Source organism: Vibrio ziniensis (genome assembly GCF_011064285.1).
Classification (GTDB): domain Bacteria; phylum Pseudomonadota; class Gammaproteobacteria; order Enterobacterales; family Vibrionaceae; genus Vibrio; species Vibrio ziniensis.
The window spans coordinates 1,084,222-1,110,495 of the sequence record NZ_CP049332.1 but is presented as its reverse complement, the minus strand read 5'-3'; the positions used below and the strand labels follow the sequence as shown (position 1 = coordinate 1,110,495).

General features: G+C 40.8%; 24 protein-coding genes and 4 pseudogenes. 11 read left to right on the top strand and 17 right to left on the bottom strand.

Going from position 1 to position 26,274, the window contains the following annotated elements; all coding sequences use genetic code 11:
• Positions 1 to 158 precede the first annotated feature (158 nt).
• The 8 genes and pseudogenes from vxrA (at position 159) to G5S32_RS19925 (ending at position 7,536) form a co-directional block, all read left to right on the top strand.
• The gene (gene vxrA, locus G5S32_RS19960; RefSeq protein WP_165313890.1) at positions 159 to 1,613 is read left to right on the top strand and encodes a sensor histidine kinase VxrA; all 1,455 of its coding nucleotides are present in this window, start codon (positions 159 to 161) and stop codon (positions 1,611 to 1,613) included.
• Entirely contained in the window at positions 1,588 to 2,247 is a 660-nt protein-coding gene (gene vxrB / locus G5S32_RS19955; protein WP_165313889.1) for a response regulator transcription factor VxrB, read from the top strand. The genes vxrA and vxrB overlap by 26 nt, the downstream gene beginning before the upstream one ends.
• Positions 2,248 to 2,250: 3 nt before the next feature.
• Entirely contained in the window at positions 2,251 to 3,129 is an 879-nt protein-coding gene (locus tag G5S32_RS19950; RefSeq protein WP_165313888.1) for a DUF2861 family protein, read from the top strand.
• 58 nt (positions 3,130 to 3,187) lie between these two features.
• Complete coding sequence (locus G5S32_RS19945; RefSeq protein WP_165313887.1) at positions 3,188 to 4,357, top strand: conjugal transfer protein TraF; 1,170 nt, start codon at positions 3,188 to 3,190, stop codon at positions 4,355 to 4,357.
• A gap of 42 nt (positions 4,358 to 4,399) precedes the next feature.
• Positions 4,400 to 4,558, top strand: coding sequence for a YoaH family protein (locus tag G5S32_RS19940; protein ID WP_165313886.1), 159 nt, complete (start codon positions 4,400 to 4,402; stop codon positions 4,556 to 4,558).
• A 660-nt stretch (positions 4,559 to 5,218) separates the two neighbouring features.
• Positions 5,219 to 5,515: pseudogene (locus G5S32_RS19935) on the top strand (DUF3693 domain-containing protein); the annotation flags it as partial.
• 550 nt (positions 5,516 to 6,065) lie between these two features.
• Positions 6,066 to 7,022, top strand: coding sequence for a hypothetical protein (locus G5S32_RS19930; protein WP_165313884.1), 957 nt, complete (start codon positions 6,066 to 6,068; stop codon positions 7,020 to 7,022).
• A gap of 106 nt (positions 7,023 to 7,128) precedes the next feature.
• On the top strand, positions 7,129 to 7,536 hold the full coding sequence (locus G5S32_RS19925) for a regulator (RefSeq protein ID WP_165313883.1): 408 nt from the start codon (positions 7,129 to 7,131) through the stop codon (positions 7,534 to 7,536).
• Between the two features lie 333 nt (positions 7,537 to 7,869).
• Here the strand turns inward: G5S32_RS19925 and G5S32_RS19920 are convergent, their stop codons facing one another.
• The 9 genes from G5S32_RS19920 to G5S32_RS19880 all read right to left on the bottom strand — a co-directional run bounded on the left by G5S32_RS19920 (position 7,870) and on the right by G5S32_RS19880 (position 15,911).
• Entirely contained in the window at positions 7,870 to 9,222 is a 1,353-nt protein-coding gene (locus G5S32_RS19920; RefSeq protein WP_165313882.1) for a Fic family protein, read from the bottom strand.
• 170 nt (positions 9,223 to 9,392) lie between these two features.
• On the bottom strand, positions 9,393 to 10,574 hold the full coding sequence (locus G5S32_RS19915; protein ID WP_165313881.1) for a type II secretion system protein GspD: 1,182 nt from the start codon (positions 10,572 to 10,574) through the stop codon (positions 9,393 to 9,395).
• Positions 10,574 to 11,902: a zonular occludens toxin domain-containing protein gene (locus G5S32_RS19910; RefSeq protein ID WP_165313880.1), complete on the bottom strand. Its 1,329-nt coding sequence runs from the start codon at positions 11,900 to 11,902 to the stop codon at positions 10,574 to 10,576. The genes G5S32_RS19915 and G5S32_RS19910 overlap by 1 nt, the downstream gene beginning before the upstream one ends.
• Before the next feature lie 12 nt (positions 11,903 to 11,914).
• On the bottom strand, positions 11,915 to 12,244 hold the full coding sequence (locus tag G5S32_RS19905; protein ID WP_165313879.1) for a DUF2523 domain-containing protein: 330 nt from the start codon (positions 12,242 to 12,244) through the stop codon (positions 11,915 to 11,917).
• A 1-nt stretch (position 12,245) separates the two neighbouring features.
• On the bottom strand, positions 12,246 to 13,730 hold the full coding sequence (locus G5S32_RS19900) for a virulence factor TspB C-terminal domain-related protein (RefSeq protein WP_165313878.1): 1,485 nt from the start codon (positions 13,728 to 13,730) through the stop codon (positions 12,246 to 12,248).
• A gap of 70 nt (positions 13,731 to 13,800) precedes the next feature.
• Entirely contained in the window at positions 13,801 to 13,998 is a 198-nt protein-coding gene (locus G5S32_RS19895) for a major capsid protein (RefSeq protein ID WP_165311356.1), read from the bottom strand.
• A 215-nt stretch (positions 13,999 to 14,213) separates the two neighbouring features.
• A complete protein-coding gene (locus G5S32_RS19890; protein WP_165311357.1) occupies positions 14,214 to 14,567 on the bottom strand; it encodes a DUF1293 family protein in 354 nt (117 codons plus the stop codon).
• A 2-nt stretch (positions 14,568 to 14,569) separates the two neighbouring features.
• A complete protein-coding gene (locus G5S32_RS19885) occupies positions 14,570 to 15,709 on the bottom strand; it encodes a replication initiation factor domain-containing protein (RefSeq protein WP_165313877.1) in 1,140 nt (379 codons plus the stop codon).
• A complete protein-coding gene (locus G5S32_RS19880) occupies positions 15,693 to 15,911 on the bottom strand; it encodes a hypothetical protein (protein ID WP_165313876.1) in 219 nt (72 codons plus the stop codon). The genes G5S32_RS19885 and G5S32_RS19880 overlap by 17 nt, the downstream gene beginning before the upstream one ends.
• 133 nt (positions 15,912 to 16,044) lie before the next feature.
• On the opposite strand from G5S32_RS19880, the gene G5S32_RS19875 reads away from it, so the two are divergent.
• Positions 16,045 to 16,413 carry a DUF3693 domain-containing protein gene (locus G5S32_RS19875; RefSeq protein WP_165313875.1) on the top strand — a complete coding sequence of 123 codons (369 nt, stop codon included), beginning with the start codon at positions 16,045 to 16,047 and terminating at the stop codon, positions 16,411 to 16,413.
• Positions 16,414 to 16,864: 451 nt separating this feature from the next.
• On the opposite strand, the gene G5S32_RS19870 is transcribed toward G5S32_RS19875, so the two are convergent.
• The 3 genes from G5S32_RS19870 to G5S32_RS19860 form a co-directional block, all read right to left on the bottom strand.
• A protein-coding gene (locus tag G5S32_RS19870; protein ID WP_165313874.1) for an IS3 family transposase occupies positions 16,865 to 18,015 on the bottom strand; the annotation gives its coding sequence in 2 pieces (ribosomal slippage) (positions 16,865 to 17,772 and positions 17,772 to 18,015; 1,152 coding nt in all).
• 142 nt (positions 18,016 to 18,157) lie between these two features.
• Entirely contained in the window at positions 18,158 to 18,469 is a 312-nt protein-coding gene (gene yciH, locus G5S32_RS19865) for a stress response translation initiation inhibitor YciH (RefSeq protein ID WP_165313873.1), read from the bottom strand.
• Between the two features lies 1 nt (position 18,470).
• Complete coding sequence (locus tag G5S32_RS19860) at positions 18,471 to 18,851, bottom strand: DUF3319 domain-containing protein (RefSeq protein WP_165313872.1); 381 nt, start codon at positions 18,849 to 18,851, stop codon at positions 18,471 to 18,473.
• A gap of 100 nt (positions 18,852 to 18,951) precedes the next feature.
• Between G5S32_RS19860 and G5S32_RS19855 the strand changes: the two genes are divergently transcribed.
• Entirely contained in the window at positions 18,952 to 19,911 is a 960-nt protein-coding gene (locus G5S32_RS19855) for a tyrosine-type recombinase/integrase (RefSeq protein ID WP_165313871.1), read from the top strand.
• Here the strand turns inward: G5S32_RS19855 and G5S32_RS19850 are convergent.
• The 3 genes and pseudogenes from G5S32_RS19850 to G5S32_RS21740 form a co-directional block, all read right to left on the bottom strand.
• Entirely contained in the window at positions 19,895 to 20,899 is a 1,005-nt protein-coding gene (locus tag G5S32_RS19850; RefSeq protein ID WP_165313870.1) for a D-alanine--D-alanine ligase, read from the bottom strand. The two genes, G5S32_RS19855 and G5S32_RS19850, sit on opposite strands and share 17 nt — an antisense overlap.
• 150 nt (positions 20,900 to 21,049) lie before the next feature.
• Positions 21,050 to 21,379 (bottom strand): annotated as a pseudogene (locus tag G5S32_RS21745) (SPOR domain-containing protein); the annotation flags it as partial.
• Between the two features lie 128 nt (positions 21,380 to 21,507).
• Positions 21,508 to 21,652 (bottom strand): annotated as a pseudogene (locus G5S32_RS21740) (SPOR domain-containing protein); the annotation flags it as partial.
• Positions 21,653 to 21,867: 215 nt separating this feature from the next.
• Here G5S32_RS21740 and G5S32_RS19840 point away from each other — a divergent pair.
• Entirely contained in the window at positions 21,868 to 24,552 is a 2,685-nt protein-coding gene (locus G5S32_RS19840) for a bifunctional acetate--CoA ligase family protein/GNAT family N-acetyltransferase (RefSeq protein WP_165313868.1), read from the top strand.
• Positions 24,553 to 24,602: 50 nt separating this feature from the next.
• Here the strand turns inward: G5S32_RS19840 and G5S32_RS19835 are convergent, their stop codons facing one another.
• Together G5S32_RS19835 and G5S32_RS19830 are read right to left on the bottom strand one after the other, a co-directional pair.
• Complete coding sequence (locus G5S32_RS19835) at positions 24,603 to 25,490, bottom strand: LysR family transcriptional regulator (RefSeq protein WP_165313867.1); 888 nt, start codon at positions 25,488 to 25,490, stop codon at positions 24,603 to 24,605.
• 532 nt (positions 25,491 to 26,022) lie between these two features.
• Positions 26,023 to 26,246: pseudogene (locus tag G5S32_RS19830) on the bottom strand (hypothetical protein); the annotation flags it as partial.
• Positions 26,247 to 26,274: the final 28 nt, after the last annotated feature.

Below are 26,274 nucleotides of genomic sequence, written 5' to 3'. Positions count from 1 at the left end.
GACGTTGTCACAAACATTAAATTTCAGCCATTTCGTACACATAACAATCAACAAAACCGCAATTAAGTATTATTGACATCGATATAACATCGCTCATGTTCATTTTAAGCATAATACGTTATAGTTTTTTTAAACTTATGATTTAACGAATAATCAAATTGATAAAAGCGATAAAATTAACATTTGCCTTAATCGCAACGACTTTTTCGGCCAGTACATTTGCAGTTTCGCTCCCCGAGCGTATTGATCTGTTCGTGTCGCTATTTGATTATGACTCAGCTGTTGATTTTTACGATATTCGAGGAATTCAAACCGATTACCCAACACGTCTGCTTACCCCTGATAGCATGCTTCCTCAAACAGCAGAATACCCAATTAAAGATATTCAAATGCTGTATAAGCTCGCGTTGAATTGCGCAGGAAATCTTCCACTGAATCCACTTGTGACAGAGCCGCTAGTTTTTACCAGAGCGACATGTAAAGGGACTCAACTCTCTTCTCGATGGTTTGCACGCAGTGGGTTAATCCATCCAGGTGGCGGTACCTATGCAGAGCGATACGTGAAGAAATATCCGGATAAACTCAAAGAGCTTGAGCAGTACATGCATATTCAGGAACGAGCCAAAGCATCGTCTGACTCATTATTAGGGCGCTTACAAGCAATGGATGAAGATTCCATCACCGCCTTAATTTCTGGCGCTATGATGTTTGCAGAAGGAAATGAACTTTGGCTTAGAAAAGGAGACGAATACTACATTTTTGATAAAGATTCATGGGATACAAATGCTACTCAAGCTGGATTAACCTACAGTATTGCATCAGTTGATAATACTTGCTTTGTCCAACGTGGTAACATTTGTTGGAACATAGAAGATCATTCAGATCTCTTACGCATGAGTATGATCGCACTCGTTATTGCTAACATTCTTTTAGTGATCGGTTGGTCTATATACCGTTGGAACAGTAAACGCCAAGAGATGAAAAGCCGAATGTTAGTACTGCAAATACTGACACATGAGTTGAGAACTCCGATAGCGAGTTTATCTCTTACTGTCGAAGGATTTAGAAGGGAATTTGAACACTTACCAAATTCCCTATACGATGAGTTTCGCCGCTTATGTGAAGACTCTCGACGCTTGAGACAATTAGCTGAAGCAAGTAAGGATTATTTGCAGTCTGATAATAAACCTCTAGCGACTGATTGGGTTCCATCTGTACAAGAATGGCTCCAATTCAAAGTTGAGGAAGAGTTTAATAATCAAATAGATCTGATCATTAATGATGATATTGCAGCAAAATTAAACGTATATTGGCTAGGCACATGCATAGACAATTTAATTCGCAATGCCGTGAAATATGGCGTTGCGCCGGTGACGTTGGAAGTGATAACAAAATCTGATTCTGTCACGATTAAAGTTACCGACCAAGGGACATTAACAAACAAGGATTGGCGTCACTTACGCAAGCCATTTGTCAGTAAAAGTGGCTTAGGACTTGGTTTAACTATAGTAGAATCAATGGTCGATAGAATGGGCGGAAAAATGACCCTAATTGGCCCACCCACTACTTTTATATTGGAGATACCCTGTGAAACAGACGTTGCTTCTTGTTGAAGATGACAAAAACCTAGCTGATGGTCTTTTAGTAAGCTTAGAGCAAGCAGGATATGACTGTTTACATGCAGAAACAATCGCTGATGTTAAGCAACATTGGGAAAATGCAGATTTAGTTATTCTAGATCGACAACTTCCAGATGGTGATTCTGTTCAACATTTGCCCGATTGGAAAAAGTTAAAAGATGTACCAGTCATCTTATTAACAGCGTTAGTAACAGTAAAAGATAAAGTAGCAGGCTTAGACGCTGGCGCTAATGATTATTTAACAAAACCTTTTGCTGAAGCAGAGTTATTTGCTCGTATTCGTGCTCAGCTACGTTCTCCTGAATCAGATGGTCAAGATGACACGAAGGTTGTGTTACCAGAATTAACGATTGATAAAGCTACTCGCGATGTATTTTACAAAGGTGAGTCAGTGACTCTCACTCGTACTGAATTTGACTTACTGCTCTTCTTGGCGAGTAATTTAGGACGAGTATTTACACGTGATGAGCTGTTAGATCATGTTTGGGGCTACAACCATTTCCCAACGACACGTACAGTAGATACGCACGTTCTTCAACTACGCCAAAAATTGCCAGGTCTTGAAATCGAAACACTGCGCGGTGTAGGGTACAAGATGAAAGCGTAATCAATGCGAAGATTAGCACTAATATTAGGCACGCTTTTTAGCGTGCCATTAACTGCCAATGGCGTAGAGTGGTTTGAAAGCAATTCACCACTGACGCAAGCTCATCAACGCCTTTTAAATAATGATCTAGAAAATATGTTCACTTCTCTTGTAGAAGTATGGCAACTCGAGCATAACAAGAACATAAAGAATCATTTAAACGATTTATTGATACAAGCTTTAACCGTCGATTGTGGTAAAGGGCTTGATGCAAATGCTCTTCCCAGCTGGATTTCCTCAATTAACATAAGACGTCTTGATATACGAAGCCCAGGTAGGGACGCATATCAAGTTGTGATTGATGCTAAGAGCCATAAAGAAATTAACTCTCTTCAACTGACTCAGTGGGTTGACAAGCCATTATCAGGAGATACGTCGTTTAGCAAGATAAATCGTGACAACGTCACTGGAAATACCATTTCTTTCATCAAAAGATACAACTTAAACAGTAAGCCTGAAATGGGATTGTATCGATTAGACATTTCAACATCAGACAATGACACTTGGAGCACCTGGGTCATTTTCACGGAGAGTAAAGCCAAACAAACAGTTAGATGGGCATCAAAAGATCAATGGACAGTTGATAAAAATGCACTTCTAAATCGCTTTTGCCCTTTACCGAAACTAGACATTAATGTCTATGACTACATCGACGGCAAATATAAAGAAGTTTGGTCAAAAGAATACGAATCAGATTATCCAACCAACCTAGAGGCTACTGAACTATCACCAGATAGATATATACTTGCCGTTTCAATGACCCATCTACGCTGGCAAGGACCTATTTCTATTGAAATATCTCAAGTTATTAGTAAAACATACGATATTTCTTCAGAGGAATAGCTAAAGTTAGTAAACAATCAGTCGCTATATTTGGAAAGAATTACTGCTTTATATCGCTATGAACAACAAAATCAAACTAATCACACTGTCTATTCTATTGGGTACACCTTCTGTGTTCGCTGCTAACTATGCTATCGAGGCACGAGGTGACGCTATGGGAGGAGTTGGTGTCGTTTCAGGTAACTTTTTAACTGCACCTTTTTATAATCCGGCTTTAATCGCGATTTATAGACGAAATGATGATGTTGGAATGATACTTCCGAGTATAGGTATCTCATACAACGACCAAAATAATATGGTCGATAACCTAGATACTGTAACAGATATCCTTGATAGCCAAGATTTATCAAGAATAGACGAACTCCAGACCGCTATGGATAATCTTGATGGAAGCATCTTGAATGCAGAAATTGGTGGCGTAGTCGCGTTTGCTATACCTAATCAGTTCATTTCTGCAAACGTGTACGGGAAGGCTTTTACAGAAACCTTCGTGAATCCGCAAATAGCAAATACATGTAGTAATCCATCTAACACGGCTGAGTGTACGGCTGAAAAAGCGGAAAATAGCACTGTTAATGCAGTATCTGTTGCTGTAACAGAATTGGGAATTTCACTGGGTAAATACCAAACCTTTATGGGCCAACATATGGCATTTGGTATCACCCCAAAACTCCAGCGCGTATATACCTATGTTTATGAAGCAAGTCTGGCAGATTACAACATATTCGACGTTGCAGAGAATGGCACTGGTAAGACTGTATTCAATTTGGATGCTGGCGCACTGTGGTTTTATGGTCCGTTTCGAGTTGGTATGACCGCAAATAATCTTATCAGTCGAGACATAGAAACAAAAACTATCCCATCATCTATTTCAGGAAACCCTGATATCAGCTATCAGTATGAAATGAGGCCTCAGTACACGGTAGGCGCAGGTATAGTAGCAGATTACTTCACTTTAAGTGTTGATTATGATCTTAACGAAAAGAAACGTTATGCTGCTTTTGACGACAATACACAAATGATCCGAATTGGTGGCGAAGTCGACTTATTGCGTCAATTGAAGCTAAGAGCTGGTTACTACAGAAACCTAGCATATGAAAATACTGAAGGTACTCTAACAGCCGGGGTAGGAATATCTCCGCTTAATTTGTTTCAGCTAGACATTGCAGCAAGCTACACAAATGAAAACGCGATGGGCGCCTACATTAACTTTCTTGCGAGTTATTGATCAACTCACTATAGTAGGGCTCCTAAAGTAGGAGCCTTTTTTATGTTTGATGATTTCCCACCACTAACTCACAAAGAGCAACAAGAAGCTGTCGAGAAAATACAAAGTTTAATGTCTCAAGGTATCAGCACTGCACAAGCAATAAAAATTGTCGCCGAGCAAATTAGACAGTCAAAGAAACAAGAACAACCAAACAAATAGGGCACGTAAGTGCCTTTTTTATTACCTGTAATATCCCAACGTTACTTTTACTTTCATTTAAATTCTTCCACACAGTTAATTATAAAAATTACAACTTGCTTATCTGCCTATAAGCAAACAGGATTCCGCACCCAAACCCCCCGACAAAGTCACAAAAAAATACATTAACTTTATTTTACAACATGTTAGTGCAGACTATTATGCTACAGAAACAAATCAAAAGTCATGTTTGTAATAAAATTACACACAAGTTTCACAACCGATAAATAGCTAGTGGATAATTCTATTGAGTGACAGTGTGATTACTTACTTCCATTGAAAGCACCAAATATGAGGGACTTTAAACAGCTTTTATTGAAAATATGTGTGGATCTTGAACGGTAAAATGACTATCGATATATATAAATGAGAGATACGGTTAATTCCGCCTGTCATATTGGCAATTGAACTAAATCACTAACTAATTAAAACAGGCACATAACTGTTACATTGTCATATATGAACAGTAGTATTGTGGAAGATTGTGTCATATGACTAAGCCAACCAGATTCCAGTTGAGGTAACTAGAGATAACGTTATCAATGAAAATAATTAGTATGGAGTTAGCTTATGTATGAAAATACTCTGTTAGTTAGATTCCGATAAAAAGGCGCAAACTACATACAAGACAAGCAAATTGCCCATGATTTAAACCTGCAACCGTCTAGAATCAGTGAAATGCGCAAAGGAACACGCTATATCTCTGATTCAGAAGCAGTTTTTTTAGCGGAAAATGCAGGAATCGACCCAGAGATGGCTTTGCTTGGTTGTCACGCTGATAGAAACGAAAATCCGCAAATAAAATTGTATTGGCAGAACATCGCAAAAAAGTATAACGGGCTAGGATTAACAACGATTTCAATGGCTTGCGGGGCTGTGGCAGCTAGTTTAGAACCCATAAGACAGTACGCATTATATTGGATTATGACAAATAATCGTTATTTAACAATAACTTATCATATGTTGTATTTATATACTAATTCTCCAAGATTGTCACGAAATGCATAAAAATAAGATATTCAGAGAGTTTGTGTGCAATCTGAGTATCGGAGAAACGGCAGAATTGTGTTTCAAAAGTTCGAGAATGGTCACACTGTGGGATAATGGAAAACCTATTCCACCGGAATGTAAACGGCTCATGCGGTACGCGAAAAAGCGCCAAATCAGTGATCATAAGTCGTGGGATCAATTCACAATGATCAAAGATAAATTGGAATTACCGACAGGTCAGTTGGTTGCACCACAACAAATTTTAATTGGTATAGCTTTGTTAAGCATACAATCAGAACTAGAACTTAAAACAACCTCCAAACTCATTAAGTACTCTAGGTCATTAGCACGAATGCTCGTTGAGTCAAAAATCAAATCGTAACCAATCTTCAATCAAAAACAATTAAATGAAATATTTATTTTTAAAGGCTATTATACAGAAATGGAATGACATGTCGTAAGTGGTTAAGGGATAGGGATGGTAAAAGATATAACGAATATAATAATAGTAACTGTAATTACTTTTTTTATTAATTTCGGTCTAAACTATACGTTAAATAAAAACAATGGTTTTATTTCGCTTGGTTCACCAATGAAGATAGCTGAAAATTACTACAAACCAATAGAAATAACAAATTATTCTAAAAGTACAATTGACGGGCTATTTCTTACTGTTAATTACAGTTTCAATATAGATTTAATATCTGTATCTAATCCGATATTAATAGAGTCTAAAGACAACTTCTTACTGCCTATTGATAAGTATTTATTTCAATTTTCAAATATAAGTCCTAATAGCAAGACTAGGATTCTAATTCCATTAGATATTAATAAATTAGATTGTTGTACTTTTAGTAATGCAAAAGAACTAGGTTTTTACACTGAATCCGATTCAGATATTGAAAATCCTTTACGTAAAATATTATTAGATACTTTATTGCAGACGCTAATATATGGAATTATATATGGATTTTTCTACCTTAAATCCAGATCAGACACAAATAGTGTTAGAAATCGCTTAAAAGAAGTGGAAAATGATATTGATCATAAGACTAGAAACCATAAAGCGGAAATTAAAGATAACAACGAGAGTTTAAATAAAAAACTTGAGTCTGCAAAAGAAATAAGTGATGGCATCAGAAAAGAATTATCTGAACTTAAGGTTATGAATAAACGATTACGTTACATTCTAATTAAACGCCTAGTTGAACATAAAAAAGAAATTAATTTTTGGAGAGAGTTAATTAAAAAAATTCTAGTGAAAAATGTAAAACCAGAATTATTAGAACATGAATTTAAATCAATTAGCAGGATTTTGGGTACAAATTCTACACATAGTAATATTGAAAAAGAAGCTGATGAATTTGACGATTTAAGCGAAGCTATCGAATCAGTGAACATATTTATCGATAAAGAAACTAAAGAACTTAGATAACAGTGAATGTATGAATAGCATCGCATAATCAAACATAGATATTATGTATTTGCTGATTTATCCACTCATCGCAGTTATAAGGCTGTCTTTTTTTATTGTGAAGATAATGACACGAATGTTTATAACTAAAAATCATATATTTAGAGAGTTTGAATGTAACTTATCAATAGAAGAGACAGCAGAACTATGCTTTAAGCACATAAAAACTGTAAAAGAGTGGGACAAAGGCAGAGCAATACCACCTGAATGCAAAAGACTTATGCGCATGTATCGAACACGCGATGCGTCAAAAGAAGCAAACTGGCATCAGTTTAAGATTACTAATGGAATGCTAGAACTGCCCACAGGTTTACTTATCACACCACAACAGATCCTTTTAGGTGCTGCATTAATCACCGAAGGATCTGAATCCACTAGAAAGACATCTTTATATTTAATGAAAACCGCTAGAGCGTTGGCAAATATCCTAGTCCTGCGCAGCGATTTCAGTCCCCAAAACAGAGAACGCCGATAGTTAGGTGGAATTTACCCCCGTAATACAGATTCGGGGGTTTTGCCTTTCCTTTAAGCGCATCACGCTTGTGCGTGCGCTCGTTCCGAGCACACACTCAACCGTGATGCGCTTTAACTGTCAGATGGAAAGCGGCTATTCGTATGCTGCAAAGCTATGAGCAACGTTTGGCGTTTTAGGTTATTAGGTCGTCTGGCTTGGCAGGAAGGGGGGATTTGATGCCATCAAAAGACTAGGGAAGCTCCGCGCCATTTAACGACACGAGACACTCAGCATTTGTGGGGGCTTGGTGCCTCGGTCGCGTAAGACGCTCCCTTATCCCTACGGGACATTCGTTCAGAGTTTTAGTTGTTCTCTTAGCCCCACAGGAGCTATGTATGTTATTCCTCGTTTTCCTTTCTTATGTGAAGGTAAAAGCAAATTTTCCTCAACAAGATCATTTAGGTACGTACGAGCTGTATTTTCATTTACCCCTAAATCTTGTGAGACTACCTTAGCTGTAAATGTTCTGCCAGGTTGTTTGACAGCTGTTTTCAAGATCTCTAACGAACCCCGTTTCAATCGTTGTGAAATTGGACTTTTATCTATCCATTCCATGAATTGATAGAACTCGTTTTTCTTCGTCTCTATATACTCATGCAAAGAATTAACAGCTCTCGCTACGATGTCGACTTGGTGATAAATAAAGTAAGTCAGGTCAAAATCATCTGTTTCTGTATATAAAAACGCAGTATCGTACTCACTTCTTTTCTCCTGAATAAGTTTGCTTATAGAAACGTATTCAAACAGCCAATAACCAGATTTAAGCATGAACCAATAGAACAGCGCTCTTGCTGTCCTTCCGTTTCCGTCACCAAATGGGTGTATGTAACCGATCATGAAGTGAAGAATAATAGCTTTGACTATCGGATGAATAAACTCAGCAGAGCCATCCTCATTAGGACTTTCGTTGGCAAAATCACACAGAGCATTTAAGCGATCTCTAAGAGTAGAGTGACATGGCGGCGTATGTGCTACCTCGTTATAAATATTAGCAACTGTAATATCATTGTTTTCTCGCAATTCGCCAGACATAGCCCCATTGTCAATGGCTTGAAATGTAGCAATTTCATGTAACTCTAAGATCAAGTCTATTGTTAGAGGTTTATCCTTTAATGAAACTGCTCTTTTCATTAATAGGTAGTTGTTAAAAATCATCTGCTCAGATATATCTTTGGGAGTCCGATTGGTTTCCAACATTTCTTTTGCCACTTTCCGAGTAGTTGAAGCGCCTTCCAATTGAGAAGATGTAATAGCTTCTTCCATCATCAAGTTACTCACTAGATAACGATCTTTCTCTCTATTCGTAATAAATGAGCTATCACCAATTTTGTGACCACCACCTGTTACGGTGTCAATGCGGTGAAGCATTGCCCAAAGTGAATCTGGAACACAGTATTTAAAACTGGTGTTTTCTTTTGCGTGCAATATGGTCAAGTTTTTAGAAATAGAATTACGAGCCATTTTAGTTAGTAGCCAAGCTAATTCCGGATTAGTGCCTCTGGGAACTCTCCATTGAAACTTATCCCAATGCAGGTAGTTACCATTTTCATCAGTCACACCATAACGTCCAAATAACGGAATAAATTCTTGAGGTTTAAATTGTTCCATCAAAACTAGGGGTGGTTTAGGACTTCTAATTCTTGCCATACAAAACCCTCATAATTATTTATAGCTTAATTTTTAATATTTGAGTTTATATCATGAACCTGAAAATACAACTTAATTCTAAAAATTTGCGTTTTAATCTTAAGGCGGTCTTTCTTAGTTAGATTTTGTGGTTAAGTATTAGAGTTAAACATCTGATATTTAGAAAATTATTACTCAACATGGATCACCACATCAAGAGTTCGATTACTGGTTTTCTCCGAGTCAGAACGAAACAACACACCTAGATAGGGAATATCACCAAGAACTGGCACTTTCATGGTGACGGTTTGCGAATCTCTCGCCATCATACCGCCTAGTGCGATGGTTTGACCGGATTTGACCGTGAGAACGGTGTCTATTTGACGCTTACTCGTGACAATGTCACTGGCTTCCACAGATTTATCAACACGACTAAGCTCTTGTTTTACCCTAAGTTTAATATCTCCATTCAAACCAATCATAGGCTGAACCCAAAGCGATAAGCCTACGTCTTTACGCTCGATAGTCTGAAACGGTTTGTTGCTTCCATCAGTCTCCGTGGTGTACGAGCCGGTGATAATAGGCAGCTCCTGACCAACACTAATCAATCCACTGTGACCATGCAGGATACTGATTTCAGGGCGGCTCAATATATCGGTTTTGTCATTGGACTCAATCCAACGCACAAACGCATTAAAGTCGTCACTCGTCGCAGTAAAGTTAGGCGAGCCGGTCAAGAACGCGATGGCTGAACCATCGAACGCAGTTTTAATCGCACCCGCACCGGCAGCGAGATTGACCGTTAAATCTCGTAAGTCACCGTCAACGGTTTCGACAATCACAGCGCGTATCTTCACTTGTTTGAGTGGTTTATCGACCGTATTAATGAACTCGGCAATATCACTGTGCATGGACTTGGGCGCGGTGATCATCAGTGCAGAGCCTGCAATGATACTGTCTACATTGGTCACATCAGGCACATCGAGCACGGACGATTGCACTACGAGGGACTTTCTCAGCGGTTCAAGTAAATCATCAGCAGTCAGATAGAGCAGCTTATAGGTGCGCGTGATGATTTCATTGCCACCAGTGAGTTTGTTGCGCTTGTCTACGCGAATGACCGAACCCGATTCGATGTAAGTGAGGCTGTGAGCGCGCATAACGCTGAACCACACATCACGAAAGTTCGCCGCGCCCGAGGCTTGATAGAGCTTCAAGTCACCGTTCACTGACGGGTCAACGATGATGGTCTTATCAAACACTTTGCTTGAGATAATAAAGAACTCATTGAGCGTCTTACCAGCAAGGTTTGCTTCAAAGGCAAAGGCACGGGAAGCGAGGCACAACAAGGCGAGGGCAAGGATGCGTTTCATTAATAGAGCCCACCTTTGTTAAGTACGACATTGTCACCATTAGAGCGAGTTTGAGCAGTTTTACGGCGCTGATGGTTGTCGCTTGAGACTTCAAACGGGTCAAAATACCCATAGCGGGCGATATTAAAACAGGCATGATCTTCCAATGCGTAGGCGGTGCCTTGCTGGGTAAAACAACTGCATTCATCATGCATAATCACACAAGTCAGCTCGGGATAATGGTTGGCTTCGTGCGTTAGTCCGTCATACACCGGCGCTGAAAAAGGTAGGGCATCGAGCCTTGGAAGAAACTTTTCTATATATACTGTGTTTATATCCAGTATTTTTGTTTCCTCCATATTTTCGGTACTTTCAGCGGTTGAAATCTCGCTTTGAACCGTTTCAACGGAAGCCGGTGTGACCTGTTTTTGAAACCACGAATAGAGGTAGAACGCCGCCGCGCTGATACCTAAAATGCCGACCGTTAAGCCGATGATGCCTTTCTTTAACTGCGGGTCGATTTTGACCTTTTGCGTGTGCTTGATGGAGCTGAGATAGACGCCATAGTATTTGTTATCGCGTTTGACTTTCTCTTTCTCAGCCTTGGCTAGTTCGGTCTTGTTGGCAGGGTCAAAGCCTTCGATGTGGAAATATCGATGCAGCCAATCACCGCCGATGAATTCGTAATGGACGTAATACTGCATACGCCGGCGGATGATTTGGTCAACATCTTTAAAGTCTTGGGAGATGTAGACTAAATCAATGCCTTTGTGCCGGTGCGTGGTTACGAACTTCACATCAGGCGACATGGCTTTACCCGCCGTTCTGTTGCCCCAAATGTTTTGCACTTCATCAACCAGAATCACCGAACCGGCAGGAAGTGTGTGGATCTCCGTTGGATCATCAAACGCCGTCCAAGACAGATTCAGGTGTTCAATGTCCTGATAGGTGATCGATTCTTCATCGAGTTCGAGCACCGCTAACGCTTCTTTAAACGCAGCGAGTCGCTTAGGGGATGCGAGTTTCTTAAACCAGTACATCCACTGTTTAAACGGCTCATGTTTCTTGTAATGAAACGCCAGATAGGGAAAATCTTCAAGGGTTGCCAGACGTTGCTCGGTTTCAATGCGCAGCAGCTTTGATTCCAGCTCTTTGTTGTGACTGTTGGCTGGAAAATAGACGCCATACAGCCAGCCTTGAAAACTGTCACACACCTTGTAATCAAGCAGCATCACCCGAATACCGTGATAGTACACAGGGCGGTCGGCGAAGTTGTCGTTCTCGATGATAAACTTGATGGCGTTAAGGCTTTTGCCTGTTCCCATCCCACCACTGAAACCGTGCAACATTGGCTCGTCTCCTTATGCGGGATCGATAGGTTTACGCCATGAAGGGCGATAGCCGGTCGCCGACATTAAGCCGTTCAGCGTAAACGAGAACACCACACAGGTGAGCACCACATTGATGTAGGTATCGACGCCCGCCATGCCCATGAGTGCCGCGAGTTTGGGTGTCACGCCGTTCATGTTCGACTGTATGTAGTCGGCAATCGAATCGATCGCCATTGAAACACCGGTATAAGCCACAAGCGAGAAACCAACCGAGAGCGCCACATAGGTGGCGAGTCCTTTAGCCAAACTTGGAATGAGTGGAACCAACACCGTGGCTAAGAATCCGATGAAATACTGCATATTAAACGGCTCCTTGTGTCCGTCCGATGATGAACAATCCCGTTAACCAGGCGAACGCGATAAGTAGGGGTCTTAACAATTCGGCGTAACGACAAGCGGGATCAAACTTAAACTCGATGGATTTGGATTCACCAAAGGCACGAAACGAAATGCGCTCAGGTGCAGGACAGCCGCCGCCTCCAAAAGAAACGCCGCCGCTGAGGTACTTTTGATTCATGCGTGAGTAATCAACGATGTCGCTCTGCACCAACAGCGTTTCATTGTTGAGTAACTTGATGCCTTTAAACGCCTCTTCCAGTTGCACCAGTTCGTCAGCCGTGCATGTGTTGTCGTACTGAACTTTGAGCAGGGCACATTGAATGACATCGCCGCGACACTCAAAGATAGACTTGTCACAATCGGCTCTCGCCATCGGCTTTGTCGTAGGTTTACCGTCGTTTCCTATTTCATTCGGGATCACCACTTTAGTTCGGCTCAGTGACTCAAGCATTTCTCGCAGCACACCCAATTGATGCTGGGAGAACTCATTGCCTCGCGCCAGTTGATCAAGCAATTGACCACCGAGGTTTTTGAGATTGGCGTTTACATTGCCCAAATGCTGATTAGTGACTGAGATTTCTTGCACAATCTCGCTGTCACCCGCCGATAATGTGGAGTTGATTGGCGGCTTTCTCACGGGATTGGGATTGGGCTCAGCGCGGTTTACTGGAGGTTGCTGCTTCTCACACAACTGCGGATTCATATCACAAAAGCTAGGAATGTTTTCGACCGTATCGTAGGTGCTGCCACCGATGGGCGGCAAGTCTGACGGAGTGGTGCTCTGCGGGGGAAGTTCACACTCCTCTTTACTGGGATCACAATAGGGTAAATCATTGTCGCTTTTACAACTCAAGCCAACAATACAGTTATTGGGGTTATAGTGACAACTTGACGACATGGTTGGAGATTCTCCCTCAACGTCCTCACAAGACCAACGGTAATCGGTATTCCACAATTGGCTATTAGGGTTATTTATCTGGCACACATACTGTGCTTGCTGAAATTCCTTTTGGATGTCCGAATCGGCACAGGTTGGAATCGGGGGATCACACGACGTATTGGGAAACGTAGGTGCTTGATCTGACTTGCAATTTGGCGCGGATTTTCTATTGATGAGCTGCCAGCGGGCGAATCGAATGGAGGCAGAAAACTTGCCCCAATAAAACTTCATTTGGTAAAGATCAGAAGTAAATTCAACATGATAGGTTTCGGGACTCGGTAGTGTCAGTGATTCATATACTTGGCTTTTGCATTGCTCCTTCAACGCCTCCGTAGCCGTTTCCTCTTCGGTAATGATAAGGCAATCACGGTAGTCTTCGGTCTTCAGTACCCAAGTGGCCTTAACTTCTAATGCCGTGCAAATCGGTGTCCAGACTAGGAGTGCAGCACAAATAAGCCGAGTAAAAATACGCAAATGACATACATTTCTAACGTCATAATGAACCATCCTTAAACCCTCTTAATTGATCAAAAAAGGGCTGAGTAAACAGCCCTTGAATTAGCAAGCAAAGGCGCCATTAACCACCGATTTTGCCCCACGCTTTTTTAGCAATGGTCAACAACAGATAAGCACCGCCAAGCGTACCAATCACTACACCAAATTCACCAATACTCGCCACCGCCCCTGTGACATCGGGCGCCGCAGCTGAAGCCGCACCTGAAACCAAAGCCAAAGACACAGCGGAGACAACACTTGTTACATTCAACGTTTTCATAAAATGATTTCCTTTTTAGTGGTGGAGAACCTTCTTCCAACACCAACAGAGTGCAAGAAACAATACTGTTTCAGGCATGACCTGTTTGAGTTGGTCGAGGGTCATATAAGGCGGCGCCAGTTGAGTGGAGATCTCTTCCAACGTCACCAAACGATAGCCACTTGAGCAATCGGGATACTCACAAGTGATAATGTAAGTTCCTGAATTTTGACTCATTATTTGGTCATACCTGATGCTTTAAAGTGGGCTTTGATTTCATCATCAATCGGGATCAACTCCGTTACGATAGCGCCCGATAATGGGTCGGTCGGGTTGATTTCCATCTTGAGTTCGTATTCACGACGCGGAACTAACGCGCCAGTTTTTTCCAGTTTCAGCGCGTACTGATAATCGAGCTGAATAGGGTGGTCAAACTGCGGATTGACATCGCCCGACTCACCTAATGTGCGGCGTTTGAACTTCTCTACGTTGATTTCACGCAGTGGACGCGAGATATTGAGCTGAGCACCATCCCCCCGAAAACTGTTCCAGATGATGTCCACGCCTAACACAAATACACCTTTACTCATGATTAACACTCCAATGGGTCTGAGACAGACCGGTTCGTAATGGACTGGATTAACGCCGCATACGTATCAGGGAAGCGGAACTTGCGTCCGTCCCGTTGCAATAATCCAATGACCTTGGGAATATCGCCGTCGAATTCTTCAATCAGCGCGTTAAGGATCTTTCCGTACTGGCGACGCATCCAATAGGCAGCACTTAACACATCACACGCGACACGCTTTTCAGGCTGAGGCTTGGTATTAAAGGCGGGAGCACTGCTTATCGATGAACTAAAAGCATTCAATGCCGCAAAGGCGCCGTCAGGATTTAATAGGGCGTCGATGTCCCATTTTTTTAGCTCACACTCGGTGCGATACCAAACCATGCCGTTCTGAGCGAGATTCTGTTCAAGGGCTTTGTTGTAAATACGCCAGTAAATGCGAGAGGTACGGGAGCCGACGGTGACCATTTCTTGGCTGTAGTGCTTAGTACCGTTTTCACCAAAACGGTACTTGTGGTTTTCATTCACTGTCGGTGAAACGCCTCGGGAGGCGGTACGAAATGCATCTTCATAAGCGGCTTTGAGTGCGTAGTTACAATCGAACAAACCGTGATAATCGTCGAACGCCAAATCCAGACGCGCCAGCTGTTTGATACCTAACACGTTAGACAACCAACCGTGGAGCTCCCAAGCCGGCAGCTTGGTAAACACGTGTTTGCATCCGGTGCCGTTAATCTGAAAATGCACTGTGTCTTGGTTGCCACCGATCCCCACGAAACCGCAAAAGTCTTCGCCATCGGCGGTAGTGAGTTTCATCGATTCGGTGTAGAACTGAAAACCAAATCCACGTGGTGCCGTCATGGTTAAACCGAGTACGTGCGTGGTAAACAATCGAAGGCAACGTTCTAAATACTCGGTGTACTGCGCTCGGAAAAATTCACGATACGTTTCAATGTCGTCGGCGCTGTGCGCACGAAAGTCGGTGAGAAATACCGGCTCTTGTGGAAAAAGGCGCGCTAACGGATTCATCATTACCGTATTACGCCGTAACTTTTTCATTACTTTCGGATCGTGTTCATGAGTATCCATGAAAGTGGCGCGTCCACAGTGGCGTAAATCTTTGACTTTCATGGTGAAACAGAGGTAATCAATACTGACAGCCATCGAATACCCCCAAGTTCATCCGCTGTTGAGCGGTCGTGTTGGTGATGTCAACCAACTCATACTGCGTCATTTCCGCATCAGCCCAAGCGTACAGATGATTCATACTGCGAAAAACGTCCCATTCGGTCGAGCCGTACACGAGTACAGAAACCGAATAGTCGGGCAGTAAGTCATAGTAAATCTTGGTAGCGTGCTTGAGCATTTATCGAATACCAGCCTATAATCGAGACAATTTGAGATACGATTTACCGGAAGACTAATTCCGTTTTGTCGGATGTTCAAGATGCGCAATTGCGCAATAAATAAGCTAATATCGGTAAAAAAGGAGTCTCGCTATGTACCAAAGCCAGCTATTAGATGCCTATAAAAAGGCGCAAAACTACATACAAGACAAGCAAATTGCCCATGATTTAAACCTGCAACCGTCTAGAATCAGTGAAATGCGCAAAGGAACTCGCTATATCTCTGATTCAGAAGCAGTTTTTCTAGCGGAAAATGCAGGAATCCCACCAGAGTTAGCATTGTTGGGAATACACGCTGATCGCAATGATAATGTGACCATAAAAGCCATGTGGGAACGCATTGCAAAAAAGTACAGTAAGCAAGGATTGCAAAGGTTATCAATGAGTTACGGAGCTATTATGATAGGAAGTGTTACGAGTTTACAGGTTATTAACCAGTGCGCATTATATGTATTATGTTAAATGATATTATTATGAGCCTACAGTTATACTCATCTCTTTTGTTAATGACAATTTAAAACTGGATTGATCCAGTCTATGGTGTCAAAAATTTAAGGCAATATTTCAGTATGTTAAGCATTGTATTAGTTAATGCTTAATTGTGTATTGCCATTTTTACACTGGATCCGGTACTTTTGAGAATATTCACTATTATTACTGTAATTCCCAAATTATTAAGATTTGTTAATTTGAGTGACTACTCTTCCCTCTAACGTATTAAACATAAAGAGATTTACCATAAAATAGCTAATATCCATATGAGTTAATTCTGATTCACTCATATGGATATTAACCAACGGAACCGACCGACCATCTCGAAGTCTTTTCATTGATGACGTGTTGCACCGTAACATCTGACTTAGGATTACCCTGCGTAACAAACTGATCTGCACCAGCCAGACTGGACACTTCATTAAGCGACATTTTGCTGTTCAAAGTTAACTTGGCTTAGATACCCAAGAGCACTGTGCCTTCTCGTCCGATTATAATCAACCTCTATGTACTCGAAGATCGTTTGGCGCATCTGGTCTCTCGTCATAATTGGCTCATATTGTATCGCTTCCACTTTCATAGAATGGAAGAAGCTCTCAACACAAGCATTGTCCCAGCAGTTTCCTTTCCTACTCATACTTTGCTTTAGATTATAAGCAGTTATGAGATCTCGATAATCTTTTGAGCAGTACTGACTACCTCGATCACTATGAACGATAACTTGCTCGGGGAATCCGCGACGGAACAACGCCATTGATAGCGCATCACAGACCAGCGTAGCCGTCATTCTGGTATCCATAGACCATCCAATTACTTGTCTTGAGTAAAGGTCAATAATTACCGCCAAGTACAGCCAGCCTTCGCTTGTCGCTATATAGGTGATGTCTCCAGCCCATTTTTCATTCGAAGCCGATGCGCTAAAGTTCTGAGCCAACAGGTTTGGAGCAACAGGCATTTGATGCTTGCTGTCCGTAGTGCACTTAAACTTGCGTGCAGCTTTCGGCGTTAAATCTTGACGCTTCATACTGGCAGCAATGGTTTTAACATTGTAGTTATCACCGCTCTCAGACAGTTCTTTTTGGATACGCCTTGAGCCATCTCGGCCTTTGCTGTTGTCGAAAGCTTCTTTGACTTTTGTATCAAGCTTTTGGCGAATTACCTCGTGTTGGATGGCCTTATGGCGATGCTTAACCCAGTAATAAAACCCACTTCGGGATACCCCGAACACCTTAGCCATACGCACAATACTGAAGCTCAGCAGGTGTTCGAGCATAAATTCATAGAAATTTACTTTAGATTTTTCGCGAAGTAGGTGGCGGCCTTTTTTATAATTTCTAGCTCTTCTGCTTGCTCAGCCAACTGCCTTTTGAGCTTGGCAACCTCTGCGGCTAGCTCTTGCTCTCGCTGACTAGTATTGGTGTCTTTCTTCGAGTTCTTCCGCCACCCGTAGATTTGAGATTCATGTAAAGAAAGCTGTCTTGCTGTCGCAGCTACTCCTACTTTATCTGCTAACTTCAGGGCTTCTGCCTTAAATTCAGGGGAATGTTTAATTCTAGTTTTCTTAGTTGTCATTGTTCACCTCGTTAGTGATTGTACTCACTTAACTCGGTGTCCAAAACTGCTGGGGCGGATCACTGACTATTAGGTTGCTGTTTGAAGACATCTGTTAAAGAATATAACGACTCTTTCTTTGCTAAATCTAAATACGAGAAGATCAACTGCCTGCTAGTTTTACTTTCATTCCTTTCTTCTCGAGATGATCTTTAATTTTGTCGCGCATATCACCTTGAATTTCGATGTCTCCATCTTTCACTGAACCACCACAGCCACAGACTTTCTTAAGCTCTGCGGCTAAAAGTTTAAGCGGAGCATCGTCAAGATCTAAGCCCTTTACAATACTAACGCCTTTACCTTTTCGCCCCTTAGTCTCACGATGAATACGGACAATGCCATCACCTTTAGGTCTTTCTACTTTTTCTGCGTCTTGCTTAATACGGCCAGTTTCTGTTGAATATACTAGAGTCATACTATTTTCTCTGCTGAGCTTCTGCTCGTTGTTTTGCTATAAGGTACGCTTCAATGTGTTTTTGCAATGCAAGCTTAGAACCTTTAATTAAACGACCATTGAAAAAACAATACCATGCATTGGCCTCTCCAGTGTCATTCTTTAGCGTAAACCCGTTAAAGTGATCTTCAGCTGCTGCTGAACTAGCAGCTTCTCGTGCTTTACCTACAGATTCAAATTCGCTCGGATCGATTAACGAAGCCGTATCACACCACCAATCGATACTTTTCTTAACTGCTGCTAAGTTACCTGACAAAACATGGGTTTTAATTCGAACCTGCCAAATATCAGGTGATTGTTTAGCTGTTTGTAGTGTGAAACCACGATAACTCGCATTAGCCATACTTTAATCTGCTCATATCAATGTATTATTAAATAATAATTGTATATGCATGGTTAGCAAGTATATTATTAAGCCATTCTATAAGTTATAGTGCCTTATAATGAAAAAAAAACTAATTTTTGTCACAGATCAACATATCCTAAAACAAAAGGTTACTGATTTTAATGAGCTAATAAGCTTAGAACAAATGGATGATTTAACACAGCATTCGTATGCTCATAATTCCCTATTAGCTCTTAAGAATGATTGGAATCTATTCGTTAGTTTTTGCCAGAGTAAATCTGTTAAGGCAATTCCAGCGTCAGTTACCGCCACTCGCCTATTCCTAGAAATGGAATCAAAGAAACGTAAATATAGCTCGATAAGGCGATACAGTGTAACAATTAGTTTGGTGCATCGTCTGTTATCAATTAAAGACCCTACAGATAATCCTCAAGTACGACAGGCTCTTATGACTTTACGTCTAAATAAAAAAGGCGATGAGGTTCAAGCTATCAGTTTAACCAATGCACATTTACGCGCATTGTATTCAAAATATTCAAAAAGCAAATCAGTTAAAGTTATACGAGACTTAGCAATCTACCATGTGATGTTTGAATGCGCACTGAAACGTTCTGAACTAAAAAATCTATTGTTTAGTCAAATTGAAACTATTGGTGAGCATTTAATCCTATCATTTGGGCAATCTCAGTATCAGCTATCTAAAAATGCGGTAAGTTGTTTAGGAAAATGGCTAACCCTAGTACCTAGGGATAGTAATTATGTATTTAGATCTATTGATAAACATGGAAACGTAGCAAACAACATCTTAAATGATTCGTCAATTTTCCGAATTTTGCGCAATGCAGGAACTCTGTTAGGGAAGCCTGAGCTAAAGTTTTCTGGTCAATCAGCTAGAGTGGGAGCAGTTCATAAATTATCTGAACAAGGATATAAAATAAAAGAAATTCAAGAGTTTGGAAGATGGCTAAGTCCAGCCATGCCCTATCAATACATAGGTTGCAAGGGCACAGCTGAGAAAGAAAAACTCAAGTTTTTTTCATTTAAACCTTGGGAATAAGTGAGTCGTTTACGCACTGAGCCAAAAATTCTGAAAACTTGTGTCCATTATGTTCAAGCATTTTTGGAAACATAGATATAGGGGTCATACCAGGGAATGTATTTACTTCATTCAAATACACATCCCCCTCAGAAGTAAGGAAAAAATCAATACGCGATAAATGTCTTAACTTCATATGTTTAAACACTTTTAACGCACTTTGATGAATAGTTTCTAGCTGCTCATCAGTTAAATTTTTTGCTTCTACCTCTGTCCTTGAATGACTATCAGCACTGTATTTTTCTTCGTAGCTATAGAACGCATCTTCAGGTGCAATAATTTCACCGGGTTTAGAAATCTGAAGTTCACCATTCATTTCGTAAGCTGCTACCTCAAGTTCACGAGGCTTAACTGCTTTTTCAACCAACACTTGCTCTGAGTAACTAAACGCAGCATCAACAGCACCTTCCACATCGTCAATTTTAGTGACCTTGTAACAACCAACTGATGAACCTTGACGAGCCGCTTTAATAAAGACTTTACCCCATTTAAGGAATGCGTCTTTTGCAAGCTTATACGATGATTCATTATTCTCGGTTAGAAATAAATAAGGCGTATTTGGGATACCTAAAGCGTCGTACCATAACTTCGACGTGATTTTGTTAAAACTATTGCTACTAGCTTCTGGCGCACAGCCAAGATAAGGAATACCGGCCAACTCAAGCATTGACTGTATATCGCCGGTCTCACCCGGATATCCATGTATACACGGCACAACAAAATCAACTTTCTTCATGAAGTTTTCGCTATTTAGCGTAGCGGTATTCGTATCTAGATATACCAGTTCATTTTTTTCTGTGAACCAGCCATCTTTATTCATCTCTACACGAATGACTTCAAACTCGCTAGTTAAGGCTAATTGCTGCTGCAAATAGTTAGCAGAAACAAGAGATACAGCATGCTCAGAAGATCCACCGCCGCATAAAAGAAGGATTGTTGTCTTTGTCATTGATATATCCGTGACATCTTTTTAAGTAAATTGCTCCTCTATCATAGTAAATTCATAGCAAACTTACACAGTTGATTAGCAATAGTTCGTTTAACTGCTCATATAACAATCAAAAGGGGCAAAATGCCCCTTAAATCCACTCTAAAAAACTTAATTTAACTTGTTGAGAGTTGGGAATTCCGAATTTTTAATTTCGTCAATGCTTTTTGCAAATGGTTTAAAGTCCTTAAAATCTGCAGGAAGTCTTGAGATAGCATTTGTTGCCTCTTTACGAGTTGCGTAATCACCGTAAAGGATCGTGTACCATTTAACGCCATTTACAACTTTGTAGTTTTCCCAAATAGGCTGCCCATTTTTTGGTAACTTGCTGGCAAATTGATCAACTTTGCTTTGACTGCCTACAGCGACTACCTGAATCGTGTATCCAAAACGCGGGTTCATAGCAACTTGTTTTGCTGTAGGTGGTATAATAGAGACTAAATTATTATTCGAAGTAGCTACAGTCGCTTTCTTCTCCTCTGTCACCTGTGTTGCTACAGCTTTTATTTCAGTAGCTTGTTGCTCTGAATTTAATGCTTCAACATTTTTTTCTACGATACTGGAATCCATACCAGACTCTGACACCACAGGTTGTTGAATAGTAGCCATCTTATACTCTTCACGATGACTTTCTGATTTAACATCTGTGGTATATGTTCCAGAAGAACAAGCAGCTAAAAGTGCAGACAAACCTACTAATAATAATTTATTCATTGATATAAACGCTCTGGTGATAATTAATTTAAATCATGCCGATAGAGAGACACAGATTCAAGCTTAAGCCATTAATATATATTGATACGGTGTGATTTAGAACACAAAGTCGCAGTTGTTACGTGCTGTGATGATCACAGTGACAGTAAATACGCAACCAGAATCAGCATTAATTGGTTACGATATAAACACAGTCAATTTATGGCATGATCATTATGAACAATTTAAGTCAGTTGCTTAAACCTCAATCAGTCGCTGTAATTGGCGCATCCATTCGCCCTTTCCGTTCTGGCAACATTGTCATGAAGAATTTGCTTCAAGGTGGGTTCGATGGAGCCATAATGCCTGTCACACCATATTACCCTGCCGTATGTGGTGTCCTAGCGTACAAGACTATTGCTTCACTCCCATTAGTACCTGATATTGCTATTCTATGCACCCATGCAAGCAGAAACCTAAGCATTATCAAACAGCTGGCAGAACTTGGCGTAGCAAATGCCATCATTTTGTCTTCAGACATGTACACTCTTGATGCTCAAGGTTTTGAGATACAAGCACAATGCAATGATATAGCCAAACAATATGGAATGCGTATCTTAGGGCCTAATAGTTTAGGATTGATATTACCCTGGGCGAATTTCAATGGCTCATTTTCGCCAGTTACTGCCACTAAAGGCAATATCGCTTTCATTTCACAATCTGCGGCCGTATGTACGACTATTTTAGACTGGGCAAATGACAAACAAATTGGATTTTCAGCATTTGTTTCTTTAGGTAATGCAACCGATATAGATTTTGCAGATTTGCTTGATTGCTTGAGTACAGATAAGCATACCGATGCGATATTGTTGTACGTAGATACCATACGAGATGCAAGACGATTTATGTCTGCAGCTCGCGCAGCTTCAAGGAATAGAAGAATTCTGGTGCTAAAAGGTGGGCGAACTAAAGCAGGGAAAAGAGCCGCTCAAATGCATACAGGCGGAGATGATACGTTAGATATTATTTACGATTCTGCAATTCGCCGTACAGGTATGCTACGAGTAAATAATACTCACGAACTATTTGCTGCCGTGGAAACACTTACCCATTCCGTGCCGCTCCGTGGTGAACGTCTTGCTATTATTACGAACGGCGGTGGTCCCGCCATTATGGCCACCGATACCCTTCTAGATCATGGAGGACGATTAGCTGAGCTTGAAGAATCTGTTTTCGCAGCGCTAAATCAATGCTTGCCACAGAGTTGGTCACACGGTAATCCGATAGATATTGTTGGAGATGCTGACCACAACCGCTACATCAACGCATTAAAAGCTGTTTTAGATAGTGATAATGCCGATGCTATTTTGATAATGCATAGCCCTTCTGCGATAGCACAATCAGAACAAACCGCACAGGCAATTATTGATATCGTCAAATCCCATCCCCGTGCTCGACGCTTCAATATATTAACGAATTGGTCCGGTGAGCTTACTGCAAGACCAGCAAGACAACTGTTTAATCAAGCTGGGATACCAACATACAGAACACCAGAAAGTGCTGTAGTCGCATTCATGCATTTGGTCGAATACAGACGAAATCAGAAGCAATTAATGGAGACGCCTACAACAGCAGAAGCAGTTCATGTTTCTGAGATCAATGCCGCAAAGTTGTGGATCGATGAACACCTAGCGGAAAACGATCAACTGCATTTGGATACTCATCAAATTGGCAGCTTTTTGAAATGCTTCAGCTTCAATTTATTACCTACTTGGATTGCTTCAGATGCAAGTGAAGCTGTACATATTGCAGAAACTATCGGCTACCCTGTAGCTGTTAAGTTAAGGTCACCTGATATTGCCCACAAATCCGATGTTCAAGGTGTAATGTTGAATTTAAGAAATTCACACGAAGTCTCCAGCGCTGCGGATGCTATATTTGATCGTGCACAACTGCATTTTCCTTCTGCAAATATCCACGGATTATTAGTTCAAGGCATGGCAAAACTCGCTGGCGGTGAAGAACTTCGGATTAAAGTTAAACACGACAATACATTTGGCCCCGTAATTCTACTTGGTCAAGGAGGCTCAGAATGGAATGAAGCCTCAGATGCAGCGGCTGCACTTCCTCCGCTCAACACAACATTAGCACGTTATCTTATCGTCCGTGCTATTCGTAGCGGGAAGATTCGCCTTCAAAAACAGCCAGTCCCTATTGATATAAACGGTTTGTCAGAGTTTCTCGTGCGAATATCTCAAATGGTCGTCGAATGCCCTCAAGTTTATGAACTGGATATTCATCCAGTACTTGTTAATGGAGACCAGTTTACAGTTCTTGACGCCGACTTAACCTTAAAAACATATAAGGGCGATACACAAAGCCGTCTGGCAATACGCCCATACCCAACTGAGTTAGTTGAAAAATGTACAGCGAAAGATGGCGAAATAATCACCGTACGACCTATCCTTCCTGAAGATGAACCACATCACGCAGAATTCATAAAGAAAGTCAGTAAAGAAGATTTGTATAAGCGGTTCTTCTCAGATGTTGGTGAATTTAACCATGAGGCTTTAGCCAATTTAACTCAAATTGATTACGACAGAGAAATGGCCTTCGTAGCGATAACTAACGACGGAACTAAAGAAGAAATTATTGGCGTTTCACGAGCACTGATTAACCCAGAGAACACCGATGCCGAGTTCGCAATACTTATACGTACAGATGTCAAAGGTAAAGGGTTGGGTAAAATATTGATGAGTAGAATTATTGAGTACTGTAAAGCCAAAGGCACTAAACAAATGTCAGGGATGACAATGCCAACAAATCGCGGAATGCTCACATTAGCTCAAAGGTTAGGCTTTGAAATAGATGTTCATTTCGAGGATGGTACAGCGGATATGGTATTGCCGCTTAATTCCTAATAGCTAAATGGGCATAAAGATCTTTACGATCATTATGCCCCGATTTGATCTCAAACCAACCTCCAATTTTTCTTAAGATATTGAATACACCAAGATTTTGCTTCGCCAATCTTGTTTCGTCGCCATGCCATAATCAGCTCCATATCCCACGCCTGAGTACCACTGATTATTTTTAACTTCCCTTCTTTTATCAATGGATCTGCGACATGTTTTGGTAAAGAACCAATACCTAATCCTTCCACTAGCGCCTGACATTTTGCATTAAAATTCGTAACCGTTAAGCGAGGCTGTTTTTCAAGAATGTTAACACTCATTGCAGGCTGATCTCGAGCTGTATCAGCAATTGCAATCACGCGGTATTTTTGCCGCGCTTCTTCGTTAAACTCACCACTGCGTTTGTGAACATAATGATTAGTCGCCGCGACCCAAACCATAGACATAGTGCCTAATACTTCTGACTTAACATCTTGAGGTAGCGTATCGACTTTTGGACAAACTAATAAGTCTGAACGATCAGTAGCGAGTGATTCCCAACACCCCGCTAAGATCTCTTCTTGCAGCCTAATACGGGTCTTGCTTACGTTACCCAGCTCTTCAACCAAAGGGAAAAAACACGCAACAGGAATGATGCCATCAAAAGCAACCGTAATATCAAGTTCCCAACCATTAGCAAGCAACGTCGCATCATTAACCAACTTTTCTGTTGCTGAAAGAATTGCCCTGCCTCGATCAAGAATTAGTTTACCAGCCTCCGTGAAATTAGCTTTATGACCAGAACGGTCAAAGATCATGATGTCTAAGTCTTGCTCCAATTTTTGAATTTGGTAGCTCAAAGAACTGGGAGCTCTATTCAGTTCGTTAGCAGCAGATGCGAAACTACCTCTTCTATCAATAGCATCAAGAATATGCAGTGCTTCAAGAGTAATCGGGCTATGCAAGACGATATCCTTATTCTAAAGGTAAATCACCAAACCATTCAGACAATAAGCCATCAGGTTTGTTATTGATTAGATAAATGAATGACGAATCGATATTAACGATATTTTATATGAATTTATACTTAAGAAATGGTTTCCTGTGGCTAAAAACAAATGAAGCCAGCTATAGCTGACTTCATGATAATTATTCATTGCATTCAAAAAGGAAAATAAAAATGAACTAAATGCGATAAATTATTTGTTTTCTGCCATCTCTTTTTTCACCATGACCAAAGCCGCGACGATAAAAGTAATGATAAGCGCTAGTTCCATGACAACTCCAAGAAATTGAGAATGATTTGGCTTAAAAATTTATACGGCGTGATTTTAACATCTTTACGAATTTAAGATACTCATTAGTACAAAAATTAACGATTTTATCGAGCTTGGTCAATTTAAGAATATTTCAGCCAATATTTTTAAGTTTTTGTTAGCTTTTATGGTTCCTAAGTGAAAGATAACTAATATGAATGAACTATTTGACTAGTACCTTTCAACCAATGATTTTATAGGCAGGGACTCCTATTATCATGCTTTCACGAGCGAACTCACTGGTGCAATTTGCACATTTCGCGCCTTCTAAGACATAGCTTTGTACAATCCTCTCTTTAAAGCATTTAACTAAAGCTCCTTTTCCTCCTTTTTTATACTTAAATAGTTGTACACGACATTGACTACAAAAAATATCTATTGTCTTTCTGGTTGTTTCTTGTTTGGTTAAGCCATTTCTTAATTACTATCTCCA

What these genes read in the sequence shown, in the direction of transcription:
- G5S32_RS19860 (WP_165313872.1), bottom strand. Translation starts at nt 18,851, where the DNA reads ATGGCTAATGCGAGTTATCGTGGTTTCACACTACAAACAGCTAAACAA.
- G5S32_RS19905 (WP_165313879.1), bottom strand. Translation starts at nt 12,244, where the DNA reads ATGCAGTATTTCATCGGATTCTTAGCCACGGTGTTGGTTCCACTCATT.
- G5S32_RS19855 (WP_165313871.1), top strand. Translation starts at nt 18,952, where the DNA reads ATGAAAAAAAAACTAATTTTTGTCACAGATCAACATATCCTAAAACAA.
- G5S32_RS19950 (WP_165313888.1), top strand. Translation starts at nt 2,251, where the DNA reads ATGCGAAGATTAGCACTAATATTAGGCACGCTTTTTAGCGTGCCATTA.
- G5S32_RS19900 (WP_165313878.1), bottom strand. Translation starts at nt 13,730, where the DNA reads ATGGTTCATTATGACGTTAGAAATGTATGTCATTTGCGTATTTTTACT.
- G5S32_RS19945 (WP_165313887.1), top strand. Translation starts at nt 3,188, where the DNA reads ATGAACAACAAAATCAAACTAATCACACTGTCTATTCTATTGGGTACA.
- G5S32_RS19850 (WP_165313870.1), bottom strand. Translation starts at nt 20,899, where the DNA reads ATGACAAAGACAACAATCCTTCTTTTATGCGGCGGTGGATCTTCTGAG.
- G5S32_RS19840 (WP_165313868.1), top strand. Translation starts at nt 21,868, where the DNA reads ATGAACAATTTAAGTCAGTTGCTTAAACCTCAATCAGTCGCTGTAATT.
- G5S32_RS19875 (WP_165313875.1), top strand. Translation starts at nt 16,045, where the DNA reads ATGTACCAAAGCCAGCTATTAGATGCCTATAAAAAGGCGCAAAACTAC.
- G5S32_RS19895 (WP_165311356.1), bottom strand. Translation starts at nt 13,998, where the DNA reads ATGAAAACGTTGAATGTAACAAGTGTTGTCTCCGCTGTGTCTTTGGCT.
- G5S32_RS19930 (WP_165313884.1), top strand. Translation starts at nt 6,066, where the DNA reads ATGGTAAAAGATATAACGAATATAATAATAGTAACTGTAATTACTTTT.
- G5S32_RS19910 (WP_165313880.1), bottom strand. Translation starts at nt 11,902, where the DNA reads ATGTTGCACGGTTTCAGTGGTGGGATGGGAACAGGCAAAAGCCTTAAC.
- G5S32_RS19880 (WP_165313876.1), bottom strand. Translation starts at nt 15,911, where the DNA reads ATGCTCAAGCACGCTACCAAGATTTACTATGACTTACTGCCCGACTAT.
- G5S32_RS19915 (WP_165313881.1), bottom strand. Translation starts at nt 10,574, where the DNA reads ATGAAACGCATCCTTGCCCTCGCCTTGTTGTGCCTCGCTTCCCGTGCC.
- yciH (WP_165313873.1), bottom strand. Translation starts at nt 18,469, where the DNA reads ATGACTCTAGTATATTCAACAGAAACTGGCCGTATTAAGCAAGACGCA.
- G5S32_RS19940 (WP_165313886.1), top strand. Translation starts at nt 4,400, where the DNA reads ATGTTTGATGATTTCCCACCACTAACTCACAAAGAGCAACAAGAAGCT.
- G5S32_RS19925 (WP_165313883.1), top strand. Translation starts at nt 7,129, where the DNA reads ATGACACGAATGTTTATAACTAAAAATCATATATTTAGAGAGTTTGAA.
- G5S32_RS19885 (WP_165313877.1), bottom strand. Translation starts at nt 15,709, where the DNA reads ATGGCTGTCAGTATTGATTACCTCTGTTTCACCATGAAAGTCAAAGAT.
- G5S32_RS19920 (WP_165313882.1), bottom strand. Translation starts at nt 9,222, where the DNA reads ATGGCAAGAATTAGAAGTCCTAAACCACCCCTAGTTTTGATGGAACAA.
- G5S32_RS19890 (WP_165311357.1), bottom strand. Translation starts at nt 14,567, where the DNA reads ATGAGTAAAGGTGTATTTGTGTTAGGCGTGGACATCATCTGGAACAGT.